Origin of the sequence: Moritella viscosa (assembly GCF_900120065.1) — a bacterium.
In the GTDB taxonomy this organism is placed as follows: Bacteria; Pseudomonadota; Gammaproteobacteria; order Enterobacterales; family Moritellaceae; genus Moritella; species Moritella viscosa.
The window spans coordinates 31,509-44,193 of record NZ_FPLG01000052.1 but is presented as its reverse complement, the minus strand read 5'-3'; the positions used below and the strand labels follow the sequence as shown (position 1 = coordinate 44,193).

9 protein-coding genes are annotated in these 12,685 nt (G+C 39.9%); 3 read left to right on the top strand and 6 right to left on the bottom strand.

Features of this window, described 5'->3' with window-relative positions:
• Positions 1-146: 146 nt before the first annotated feature.
• The gene (locus tag BT797_RS08000) at positions 147-1,286 is read left to right on the top strand and encodes a cupin domain-containing protein (protein ID WP_075471608.1); all 1,140 of its coding nucleotides are present in this window, start codon (positions 147-149) and stop codon (positions 1,284-1,286) included.
• A 224-nt stretch (positions 1,287-1,510) separates the two neighbouring features.
• Here BT797_RS08000 and fusA read toward each other — a convergent pair whose 3' ends face one another.
• The 3 genes from fusA to BT797_RS07985 form a co-directional block, all read right to left on the bottom strand.
• Positions 1,511-3,598: an elongation factor G gene (fusA, locus tag BT797_RS07995; RefSeq protein ID WP_045111328.1), complete on the bottom strand. Its 2,088-nt coding sequence runs from the start codon at positions 3,596-3,598 to the stop codon at positions 1,511-1,513.
• A 239-nt stretch (positions 3,599-3,837) separates the two neighbouring features.
• Positions 3,838-4,353 (bottom strand): DUF3087 family protein, encoded by a 516-nt coding sequence (locus tag BT797_RS07990; protein ID WP_045111327.1) that lies wholly within the window; start codon positions 4,351-4,353, stop codon positions 3,838-3,840.
• Between the two features lie 231 nt (positions 4,354-4,584).
• The gene (locus tag BT797_RS07985; RefSeq protein ID WP_045111326.1) at positions 4,585-5,940 is read right to left on the bottom strand and encodes a DEAD/DEAH box helicase; all 1,356 of its coding nucleotides are present in this window, start codon (positions 5,938-5,940) and stop codon (positions 4,585-4,587) included.
• Between the two features lie 318 nt (positions 5,941-6,258).
• Here BT797_RS07985 and cspE point away from each other — a divergent pair, with 318 nt between their 5' ends.
• Both cspE and dbpA read left to right on the top strand, forming a co-directional pair.
• Complete coding sequence (gene cspE / locus BT797_RS07980) at positions 6,259-6,465, top strand: transcription antiterminator/RNA stability regulator CspE (protein ID WP_045111325.1); 207 nt, start codon at positions 6,259-6,261, stop codon at positions 6,463-6,465.
• Positions 6,466-6,601: 136 nt separating this feature from the next.
• A complete protein-coding gene (gene dbpA, locus BT797_RS07975; protein WP_045111324.1) occupies positions 6,602-7,996 on the top strand; it encodes an ATP-dependent RNA helicase DbpA in 1,395 nt (464 codons plus the stop codon).
• A 409-nt stretch (positions 7,997-8,405) separates the two neighbouring features.
• On the opposite strand, the gene glpC is transcribed toward dbpA, so the two are convergent.
• The 3 genes from glpC to glpA are packed head-to-tail and all read right to left on the bottom strand — an operon-like array spanning position 8,406 to position 12,604.
• Positions 8,406-9,614, bottom strand: coding sequence for an anaerobic glycerol-3-phosphate dehydrogenase subunit GlpC (gene glpC, locus BT797_RS07970; RefSeq protein ID WP_045111323.1), 1,209 nt, complete (start codon positions 9,612-9,614; stop codon positions 8,406-8,408).
• 13 nt (positions 9,615-9,627) lie between these two features.
• Positions 9,628-10,971 carry a glycerol-3-phosphate dehydrogenase subunit GlpB gene (glpB, locus tag BT797_RS07965; RefSeq protein WP_045111322.1) on the bottom strand — a complete coding sequence of 448 codons (1,344 nt, stop codon included), beginning with the start codon at positions 10,969-10,971 and terminating at the stop codon, positions 9,628-9,630.
• Entirely contained in the window at positions 10,961-12,604 is a 1,644-nt protein-coding gene (glpA, locus tag BT797_RS07960) for an anaerobic glycerol-3-phosphate dehydrogenase subunit A (RefSeq protein ID WP_075471606.1), read from the bottom strand. Before glpA ends, glpB begins: the two co-directional genes overlap by 11 nt.
• Positions 12,605-12,685 lie beyond the last annotated feature (81 nt).

Below are 12,685 nucleotides of genomic sequence, written 5' to 3'. Positions count from 1 at the left end.
GAGACCCGGTCTAGTTCATTGAACTAATATTTGGCCTACAGTACTTAATGCAATGTCCCATTCCTTGGGATTTTTTTTGTTGCTATTATCAGTAAAATACCTATGATACGCGCTCTATTACTTCGATTATTGAATGCGGGTTGACTATGTATAAATTAAATCTTGATATTGCTGACTTCATGGAAAATTATTGGCAGAAAAAACCACTGTTAATTAAAGCGGGATTCAAGGACTTTATCGATCCAATCAGCCCGGATGAAATTGCTGGTTTAGCGATGGAAGAAGAAATTACATCACGTATGGTTTCACGTGAAGAAGGTAAATGGGAAGCGAAGTGCGGTCCGTTTACTGACTTTGAACGTATGGAAAAACCAGGCGCTGCAATTCTAGTGCAAGCGATTAATCACTGGCATGATCCTTCTGCTGAATTAGCGAATACGTTTAATTTTATTCCTAGCTGGCGCTTTGATGATCTGATGGTTTCTTACAGCACTGATACTGGTGGTGTAGGCCCGCATATCGATCGTTATTGTGTATTCATTATTCAAGGCTTAGGCAAGCGTCATTGGCGTGTGGGTGCTCAAGATATGAATCCTCAAGAGTTTGCTGCGAACGGTGCTCTGAAGCATTGTGAAGCGTTTGATGCTGTTATTGATACCGTATTAGAACCTGGTGATATTTTATATATTCCACCTTATGCTCCGCATGAAGGTTATGCTGTTGGCGAAGCGATTAACTACTCAGTTGGTTTTCGCGCACAAGATCAAAAAGAGCTGCTAAACGACTTTGGTGATTACCTATTGCAACAAGACAAAGAGTTTGTTCGTTATAGCGATCCTAAGTTACAACCACGTACTCAGCACGGTTCTATCAAATCAGGCGAAGTACAAGGTTTAACAGACATCATGACATCATTAATGGCTGATAAAAGCGTTATGCATGATTTCCTTGGTCGTCATTACAGTGAATCTGCACACGAATTAGATTTAGTGGCACCTGAAGGTGGTTACATTGCGGATTATGCGATTGTGTTAGATGAAATTGGCATGGAATCTTATTTGCGTAAAGTGAATGGATTGAAGACATTATACTTCCCTGAGATGCCAACGAGTTGCTTTATCGATGGCGAGCGTTATGATTTTGATGCCAGCATTGCGGCAAGTGTACAGACGTTATGTAACACTACTGAACAGTCAGCTAAAGAACTTGAAGTATTAATGGAAGATAAAGTTTTTGGTCAACTGTTGATTGAATGGGTAAACTTAGGTTACTGGCACTTCGAGTAACGGTTAATATGCTGTTAGCGTGAGTATAAGTACAATCAATGGCACTAAGGCTGATGGTCTTGGTGCTTTTTTTTGTCTGTAATTTAGCTATTATAGTTGTCGGAGGAAGATAAAGTCTTAGGGCTAAGTTTTAAGAGAAGAGCGGGAACTAGTGTTTTTCAGGCAAAAAATAACCCCAGTTATTTACATAACTGAGGTTAGGAAGATTAACTAAAAATAATTACTTATTTTTTAGCGTTTTCTTCTTTAACTTTAGCGATAACGCCTTCAGCTACGTTAGCTGGACAAGGGTTGTAGTGTGAGAACTCCATAGAGAACTGACCACGACCAGATGTCATAGTACGTAGTGAACCGATGTAACCAAACATTTCTGAAAGAGGTACGTCAGCTTTAATACGAACACCAGTTGCGCCAGCATCTTGACCTGCGATCATACCACGACGACGGTTAAGATCACCAATTACGTCACCAACATGATCGTCTGGCGTGAATACGTCAACTTTCATGATAGGTTCGATTAACTGTGCGCCAGCTTTAGGGATAGACTGACGGAATGCACCACGTGCAGCAAGTTCGAATGCTACTGCTGATGAATCCACTGCGTGGAAGCCACCATCGTATAGTTCGATTTCAACGTCTAGTACTGGGAAGCCAGCTAGAACACCTGTGTCCATCAAGCTCTTGAAGCCTTTCTCAACAGCAGGGAAGAATTCTTTAGGAACGTTACCACCAACAACAGATGATGTGAATACGAAACCTGAACCTGGTTCACCTGGCTTGATACGGTAATCGATTTTACCGAATTGACCACTACCACCAGACTGTTTCTTATGTGTGTAGCTATCTTCAATTGCTTGAGTAATAGTTTCACGGTAAGCAACCTGAGGAGCACCAACAACTAGTTCAACGCCGTATGTACGCTTAAGGATATCAACCTTAATGTCTAGGTGAAGTTCACCCATACCTGAAAGGATTGTTTCGCCTGAATCTTGGTCAGTTTCAACTTTAAACGTTGGATCTTCAGCAACCATTTTACCGATCGCAATACCCATTTTCTCAGTTGAACCTTTATCTTTAGGAGTTACAGAGATAGAGATTACTGGTTCTGGGAATACCATCGCTTCTAGGATGATAGGATCTTTAGGATCACATAAAGTGTGACCTGTTTGAACGTTACCTTTCATACCTACGATAGCAAGAATGTCACCAGCTTGTGCTGATGTTAGTTCTTTACGCTCATCGGCTTGCATTTCACACATACGACCAACACGCTCAGTTTTACCTGTAGCAGCATTAAGGATCGTATCACCTTTTTTCAACGTACCAGAGTAGATACGGATGAAAGTAAGGGCACCAAAACGGTCGTCTGAAATTTTAAATGCTAACGCTTTAAAAGTTTCTTCAGTTGAAACAAGTGCAACTTCACCAGTAGCCTCGCCTTCTTCATCTGTAAGCGGCTGAGGATCTACGTCAGTTGGACAAGGTAGGTAATCAACAACAGCGTCAAGAATTAGCTGCATACCTTTGTTCTTAAATGCTGAACCACAGTAAGTTGGGAAGAAGTCCATTGTACGTGTACCTTTACGGATACAACGTTTGATGTCTTCGATAGAAGGTTCTGTACCTTCCATGTAAGCTTCCATTAGGTCATCGTCTTGCTCTACAGCAGTTTCGATTAGCATTTCACGGTATTCTTCTACTTTCTCAACCATGTCCGCAGGAACATCTTGAATTTCGTAGTTTTCTGGAAGACCAGTTTCATCCCAAACATATGCTTGACGAGTAAGAAGGTCAACAACACCAACGAAATCATCTTCGATACCGATTGGTAGAACCATAACTAGTGGATTAGCATCTAGTACGTCTTGAGTTTGCTTAACAACGCGATAAAAATCAGCACCCATACGGTCTAATTTGTTTACGAAGATGATACGAGCAACTTCTGAGTCATTCGCATAACGCCAGTTAGTTTCTGATTGTGGTTCAACACCACCAGAACCACAGAATACACCGATACCGCCGTCAAGAACTTTAAGTGAACGGTAAACTTCTACTGTGAAGTCAACGTGTCCAGGAGTATCAATAACGTTAAAACGGTGATCTTTCCAGAAACAAGTTACAGCTGCTGACTGAATAGTAATACCGCGCTCAGCTTCCTGTTCCATGAAATCTGTAGTTGACTCACCATCATGTACTTCACCAGTTTTGTGAATTTGACCAGTAAGTTTTAAGATACGTTCAGTTGTTGTTGTTTTACCAGCATCAACGTGAGCGAAGATCCCGATATTTCTGTATTTTGATAAATCTGCCATTATGTTCTCTATAATTTATTTATTTAAAGATTCGCGCGGAGTATATCACGTTTTTTTGAGAACAAAAAAGAACTAGCTGACGATTAGACGGCATTTACGGTGTTTTTTTTCATTTAGATATAATAAATTCGTATTAAGGCTGTAAAAACCTAATAAGTGGCGAAAATGTTGTGTTTTTTTTCTAAAAATAGGCGTAATTATAGTCGAGTCTGTTTTTGATATGCCATTAAAAATGTGATTTAAAACTGCTTTAACAAGCTTGAATTGTAGTCATCAAGAGTAATGGTTAAGTTATTTTCTGCTATAAGATTATCTAATATTGCTATATCAGCCATTAAACCTTCCATCGTTAATGTATTGTTGTCTAAATTGTACTGTTGTTTCGATGCGGAATAATAGTAATTTAGGATAGTGATTGCATCTATATTGGTATTGCCACTGTCACTTAAGGCTGTTTTTATATGATGAAGTTTGCGGTAAATTTTATTGTTTTCTTGCTTTAGGTCCCAGACATACATGACTTCAACTAAATAAGAATGGCGGCGGATAAGGTTAAATACGACCAATAAGCTAATAACACCAAGGATCACGCCAGCTAAGTTTAGTTTAAAATTATTCTCGTCTGGCCCGGCAAAAAAATGAATTAAGACTTGGCCATAAAATAATGCAAACGCGATTAACACGGCTGTTGCGACAACACTCGCCATATTTAAGTGTTTACGATAACGAACTTTGTCTATTGGTTGTAATTTCATTTACTTTCCGCTCTTTAATGAAGAGTGAATATTCTAACAAATAAGGGCGTAAATAATAATGTTAACTTAGGATAAATGATTAAATAAATGATTAAATAAATGTAAAGTAATTAGGGTCGACAGAGTTGGGGGTTGTTAATTTAGAATAGCAAGATGTTGTTATCAATTGAAGTACATTGCCTTATTTGCAAAGGCAATGTACTAGGATATTATTTAGTGCAGTTGCTACTTTTATTTATTCGCAGAACTAGCTGGACGACGGCGGTTGCCTTTGTTTGCTGTTGCACTTGTTTCACTACGCGGGCCAGTGTGACGGCGGTTTTTACTCGCAGGTTTGTGGCCTCGGGAATTTTCCCCAGAACGTTGACCGTCTTGGTGGTCCATTTTTGGCGCTTGAGGTTTCTTTGGTTTTTTCGCTTTTGGTGGGCGAATCCCAGGTGTTGTTGGAAATGAATCAGTAGGTGCAAAGCCTTCAATAACAATACGATCCAGATGTTTCTGTGTTAACTGTTCAATTGCGATAAGTTCTTTTAGTTCGTCATGGCAAACTAATGAAATCGCAGTACCTTCAGCGCCAGCACGACCTGTACGACCAATACGGTGAACATAATCTTCTGCTACGTTTGGTAGTTCAAAGTTAACGACTTGTGGTAGTTGTTCAATATCGATTCCACGTGCAGCAATATCTGTAGCGATAAGAGCTCTTACTTCACCTGATTTGAAGTTGGCGAGTGCTTTTGTACGTGCACTTTGACTCTTGTTACCGTGAATCGCAGCAGCAGAGATACCTTGTTCTTCTAAGTGTTTTGTTAATTTGTTCGCGCCGTGCTTCGTTTTTGTAAATACTAACACTTGTTGCCAATTTTCATTTTTAATTAGCTGTGTTAATAGTAAGTGTTTTTTCTTTTTATCAACCGGGTGCATCCATTGTTCAACAGATTTCGCTGCCGCATTACGTGGTGTCACTGAAATCTCAACGGGATCGTTGATTAAGCCTTTAGCAAGTTGGCGGATGTCATCAGAAAAGGTTGCTGAGAATAATAAGTTTTGACGTTTTTGTGGTAGCACCGCAAGGATTTTACGGATATCACGTAAGAAACCCATATCAAGCATGCGATCGGCTTCATCTAATACCAAAATTTCTAATTGGTGAAAGCGAATAGCGTTTTGATTATATAAATCTAATAAACGGCCAGGTGTTGCAACTAAGATATCAACACCACGACGTAAACGCGCCATTTGTGGGTTAATTTTAACACCACCAAATACAACTGTTGATGTTAAACGTAAGTGCTTGCTATAAACTTCAACGTTTTCTGCAATCTGTGCTGCTAGTTCACGTGTCGGCGTTAAGATTAATGTACGTGCTTGATTGGCACGTGGACGTGGGCCTTGGCTTAATTTTTCTAAAATAGGTAGAGTAAAACCAGCTGTTTTACCTGTCCCTGTTTGTGCCGCAGCCATTACATCCCTACCTGACAGTACAGCTGGTATTGCTTGCGCTTGAATTGCCGATGGTGTGTCGTAGCCTTTTTCTGCTACAGCTTTTAGGATTGGTGCGGATAAACCGAGGTCGGTAAAACTCATATAGTGTCTCTTTATTTATGTAGTTGCTAGTTATGGGCTAGTGTTTAGTATAACAGCGGTGCTGCAGGGTACATGATAGGCCGACTAAGTGCAAACAGGATAATTATAGTCGGTCTGATGTATTAATAGGGAATAAGGCTGTTGACACTAAACCTGAAGTCTATATAATTAGCCGCAGCTTTAAGGTTAGTTTTATGAATGAATTCCATTTCGAAGTTTTTTTAGTACCTCGTCCTGTTTTATCATAAGTAAGTAGTAACACTTCCAGCAACACCGGCTTTATGCCACTTAAATTACTCGATAAATAGGATTACTATTATGTCTAAAATTACTGGTACAGTAAAATGGTTCAACGAAACTAAAGGTTTCGGTTTCATTCAACAAGATAACGGTCCTGACGTGTTCGCTCACTTCAGCGCTATCGAAAGTGACGGTTTCCGTACACTTTTAGAAAACCAAAAAGTTGAATTCAACGTTACTGACGGCCAAAAAGGTCCTCAAGCAGAAAACATCGTAGTACTTTAATTCTTCTGAATTAACAGTTACTAAGATTGTTAACTTAAATGGATTGATGATGAATCAAAAAGTTTAAGTATAAAGGGCATGTTCTTCGGAGCTTGCCCTTTTTGTTTTATCTATTATAACCATTAAAGGTATGCCTGTGAGCCAAACTGATTTTTCTTCTCTAAATTTACGTCCAGAGCTTGTCTCTAATCTTGAGTCTCTCGGTTATGCCGAAATGACACCTATCCAAGCACAAAGTTTACCGAGTATCCTTGAAGGTAAAGATGTAATTGGCCAAGGTAAAACAGGTTCAGGTAAAACAGCTGCTTTTGGTTTAGGTTTACTTCAGCGTTTAGACGTTGAGCGTTTCCGTATTCAAACGTTAGTACTTTGTCCTACACGTGAATTAGCAGACCAAGTCGCGAAAGAAATTCGTAAACTTGCACGCGCTATTCACAACATTAAGGTATTAACGCTGTGTGGTGGTATGCCATTTGGCCCACAAATTGGTTCATTAGAACATGGCGCTCACATTATTGTTGGTACGCCAGGTCGCGTATTAGATCACTTAAACAAAGGCACGTTACGATTAGATAATCTAACAACATTTGTGCTGGATGAAGCTGATCGTATGCTAGAAATGGGTTTCCAAGACGCACTTGACGCAATCGTAGAGAAAGCACCAAGTGATCGTCAAACATTATTATTCAGTGCAACGTTCCCGAAAAAAATCCAAGCGATAGCATCTAAAATCATGAACAATCCTGAAATGGTTGAAGTTGCAGCAACGCATGATGATAGCTCAATCAAACAGCATTTCTATAAAGTGAAAAACTTTGGCGAACGTTTAGATGCCGTTCGTGGATTATTACTACAGCATAAACCTGAATCAACGGTTATCTTCTGTAATACCAAGAAAGATGTGCAAGATGTTGCTGATGAATTAGGCCATTTTGGTTTTAGTATCATTGCACTGCACGGTGACTTAGAACAACGTGATCGCGACCAAGCGTTAGTGCGTTTTTCTAATAAGAGTATTTCTATCATGGTAGCGACTGACGTTGCATCACGTGGTCTGGATATTGACTCTCTAGATGCTGTGATTAACTTCCAAGTTGCGCATGACAGCGAAGTACACGTTCACCGTATTGGCCGTACAGGTCGTGCGGGTAGTAAAGGTATTGCTTGTACTATATTTGATGATAAAGAAGCATATCAAGTTGCATTATTAGAAGATCGTTTTGGTATGATAACGGCAGAAGCCCTACCATCAGAAAGTGTTTTAAATGAATCGCCAATGACACCTCCGATGGAATGTATCCGTATTGATGGTGGTAAAAAACAGAAAGTACGTGCAGGTGATATTTTAGGGGCATTAACAGGTAAAGACGGTATTGATGGCAAGCTAGTTGGTAAAATCCAACTGTTTGATCACTGTGCGTACGTTGCTGTTGACACTAAAGTTGCTAAAGCGGCGGTACAGAAAATTGGTAAAGGTAAATTGAAAGGCCGCACGTTCCGCGCTTGGATTGTACGTTCATTTAACGATTAATCGTTAATGCATCTGTCAGTAACGCTTTGCTTTATTTATTGCTTCGTTATTGACAGATATTATCATCATAATTTATTATCGCGATTATATAATTCTACAAATGAACGCCGATAAGCAGCTATGATTTTTGTCATTATTGTTTGAATTGTCATAACATCTACCTTTTTAATTAGTTTATCTAATAATTCAGATGAGAGATTATTATGTTACCTCCCTCCTTGTTTAAAGTGAATTATAACGCTCTACAATAATATTTATAGCGAAGTTTTTTCATCGTTAGGATTAGAAAATATAATGGTTATAACGTGCTAAGTTATAAGGTTATATAACCATGGTTTTTTATTTTTAGGCTGAGCATTTGATATGATAATTATTGGACGCCTATTTGACAAAGACGTCCTTTTAATGACTATTCAGGTAAACACTGCGCTAATAAACTCACCGGATGGATAGTTTCTAAGTCCGTGTTTTCGTCAATTTGCCATTTGCAGGTTTCACAATCGGTAATAGCAAAGTCAGCATTCGCCTGTTTAATCTGTTCAAATAAGCCTTTCCCTATTTTCATCGATACCTCGTAGTTTTCTTTTTTAAAACCATAAGTACCTGCCGAACCACAGCATTCACTGTTGAGCACAATAACGTTTAAGCCGGGAATAGTGCGTAACAATTCGATAGTGAATATAGCCAAACCACTGCGCTCTAAATGACAAGGTGTATGGTAGACAATCGTTTTATTTACGGGTTTTAATTCTGGCATATTGCCATTCATAAACTCGCGTAATAAAAATGGCGTGATGAATTCAAGCTTATTGGAAATCTTGCTGTTATCGACTTTTAATACATGTGGGTATTCTTGTTTTAAGGTCAACGAGCAAGTTGATGATGTTGATAGAATAGGGGTATTAAACTGTTCGACAGCTTCGGTCATGTGTTTAACATTAAACTCTGCATTTTTACGGGCTTTGTCATGAAAACCATTCGCGATTAATGGCACACCACAGCATTTTTCTTTCTTCAATAATTTAACACCGATATTTATGGCATTTAATACTTTAACTAAATCTTTCCCAAGTTGCGGATGGTTGTAGTTAACATAACAGCCATGGAAATAACTGATCTGGCGTTCAAACTGGGCTTGTGTATTGGCTTGTTTTTTATACCAATGTCTAAATGAACCAAATGAATATTTAGGTAAAGATTTGTGCTTATCAATCGCCACGGTTTTATCCATGATGGTTTTGATAATTTTCGAATCCGTGATCTTGTTCACCAAGGGGGCTACAGGTGTAGATAATGTACCGAATAAATCTGTGTGACTTAAAATGTAATCACGCATTAATTTGGGATTAAGCTTTTTCTTCTCAAATCTACCGCGTGCAACCGCAATAATATCACCGACATTAACGTTGGACGGACAAGCCGTTTCACAGCGCTTACAGTTAGTGCAAAGCTTTAATGCTTCATCGTAATACTCTGGGCTTTTTATTCTTAATCGTTCACCATCAGGGCCTGATTCTTTTGGTCCTGGATAATTCGGATTGGCTTTGGCAACTGGGCAGTATACGGTACAAATAGTACACTTGATGCATTTTTCAAAACGTGTTGATGCTAAGTCCATTATATTTGTCCCCTTATGCAAAGCTGTTGCTGGTTGGTTGTTGTGAACCGCTATTCACTATATGTTGTTGCAATAACTGGTTTACGGCGTGATAGGCGGTACTAATCGCAACACCACTACCAGAGCCTTCAGCGATAGGATCATATCCGCCTAAATTAGAACCTGCGCAAAATAGATTCGTGATGACTTTACCTTTTAACATTGGATTGAATATGGGATTAGTTTTGATCCCCAGTGATAAAAATGGCTGTGAATTGCAAGCAAAAAATTGTGGGTTGTACCATGTATTACGTGCATCAAGGTTGTTCATGTCCAAATCAAAAACAGGTTCTTGCAATTTGTTATGGTGGCCAATTAACCCCTTATTAAAGAAACTACCGGATGCGAAAATATAGTTGTCTGCGGTTAATGGCATGGTTTCTAAGTTACGGGTGTAAACGCGCTTAAGGGTTAACTCGTCGTTATTTTCTGCCATATCACCATGAGTGACTTGATCGCCTTTTAACAGCATTCCCCCGCGCTTGATGAATAAATCAGTCATTGTTTCTTCAAGGCGGACCCCTAGCATTGAAGGTGGCATAGTCGGCACTTCATGAAAGTTCAGGTTGGTTAATGCATGTAATTTGTTAAGGACAGACAGCCCCATACCATTACCTGTAATTGCGGGGATGATCACCAAGTCATTAGATGTTGCGATAGCCTTTAGCTTAGTTGCTAACGCTTCAACCTCACTTTCGTTACTTAAGATACGGGCAATATCAATCGAACGCAGTTCACAAGCATTACGTTTCAGTCCTGAGAATCCATCAATCGAAATGCTGGTATTACTTATTTCCACGTCTTTAAATTCAGGTGTTTGGATCAAATTATCCGTCATCATTTTGGCATTGAAATCGCGGAAATCATTAATTTGTACGACTACAATTCGCGTGATGGTATGTTCCGTTAGGCGCATTGGTAGCTGCTGCACATAAGGTTGCGATAACCAGGTCGATTTTAATGTGCCTAGTGGGGTGATACGCAGATGATTGTCACCATTGTCTTGCTGCAGTAATGAAATTCCAGCCTTGGTGAGCAAGTTTTTATACCATTCAAGCGATTCAAATACGGTGTTTTTACCTACCTTGCTATAAGGATGGCTAGGAAACTCATCGGTAAACTTGTCAAATATCGCAGCAGGATTACGAATGGCCTTGCCCGTTGGCGTATGCGAAAGTAGGTCGATAGAGCCTGATGAAAAGTGCAGGGCGCTTTGACCATTTGAAATGATAGCTGTTTTTAATCCAGCTTCGAGGCTGCGTAATCCCGCGGTATAGCCCGCAATACCACCGCCAATAATGATGCTATCAAATTTCATAATATTCCTTATCTTCTTGTTTTTCGCCTAGCTTGTTAATGTCTGTTGCGCCGAAAAGTCCTTCATACAGCCAATAGGTAAACTCGGCTTCTCGTAGTGCATCACCAAATAACACCGGCTTAATGCCTTTCCAGCGTTCTTCAAAAAACTGCATTAATAATTTACTTGATTCATGACCGCTACAGTTGGCAAAATCACAAAATAGGCTGGAAGCACGATAGGTACACTGTTCACCCTGACACGACCCCATCCCGAGGCGGGTACGTCTCCTTAAATCAACTAAGTTGGTGACATCGAGTTGTTTGATGGCGTATTCAATCTCACCAACTGACACCATTTCACATTCACAGACAATGGATTTACCTTTGGTGCTTTGGTCAAATGTGGCAACTGCATTTTCACCGTGACGGTGGGTGGCTGCTTTGGTTGTGAAGACTGTTTTTTGAGGTTTACTCTTTTTATTAGCAACAGAACCGGGTAGTGACTGTAAATGGGTTGTACAACCGCTGGTATTTCCAAGTTTACTGGCAATAAGATCGGTGGTCATTTCAGCCATTAAGCGGCTTGTCATTAACTTACCACCAAGGATACTGTTAAACCCAGCTAAACCATCGCGTTGTTCATGGTCTAATAATACGATACCACGGCTGATGTTTCGGCCATCACCACCTCCCACATCAACGAGGGGACGAACACCAGCATAAGCCCGTAAAACTCGGGTTTTTGCGAGTATTGGTGCCAGTTTTGCCCCTTCTTCAATTAAGATATTTACTTCTCTCTCACTGGTTTTTAGGGCATCGATATCTTTGTAATCAATTTCTTCAGAAGTGGTGCCAATTAACGAAATTGAATCGCCGGGCACTAAAATATCGGCATCGGCAGGTTTACGGCAACGGTTGATAACCAGATCATTAATGCGGTGTTCGAATACTAATAATGATCCTTTAGCTGGTAACATTTGCACGTTTAGTTCTGCGTAGTGGCAAATGTTTTTACCCCAAATTCCCGCTGCATTGATAACTTCTTGGGCATATACTTCAAACCGTTCATTGGTTCGAGTATTAATACATTTTGCGCCAATGATACGATCGCCAATGCGGATTAAGGATTTTACCATCGAATAGGTAAGCAGTTTTGCACCATGGTTTTTTGCATCTAATACATTCGATGCACATAAACGAAATGGGTCAAGGGTGCCATCAGGGACTTTGACTGCGCCGAGTAGACTTCGGTTTACATTCGGTTCAAGGTCGATAGCTTGTTGTGGGGTGAGTCTTTGTGTGTCGATACCAGCGCTACTGCACGCGTCAATGAAGGTACGTTGAAAATCTAGATCATCTTCTGGTAAGGTAATAAATAACCCGCTAGTGTCTTCGATACAGTGACTCGCGATAGCTTTGAGGATCTTGTTTTCTTGAATACATTCTCGTGCAGACTCGCTGTCAGTGACTGCGTAACGCGCACCGGAATGTAATAAGCCATGATTACGGCCTGTTGTACCTGAGGCGATATCACCTTTATCAAGCAGTATGCATGTTATGCCACGTAATGCGCAATCGCGCATAATACTGGTGCCAGTCGCGCCACCACCAATGATCAATACTTCGGTATTGAAACGGGTTATCTTTCCCATAATTCATCCATATATTCAGGTCAATTAACTACTTATAAGTATGAACTAGCTGGGTTTTTATGAATTGATCTTAATCATCAA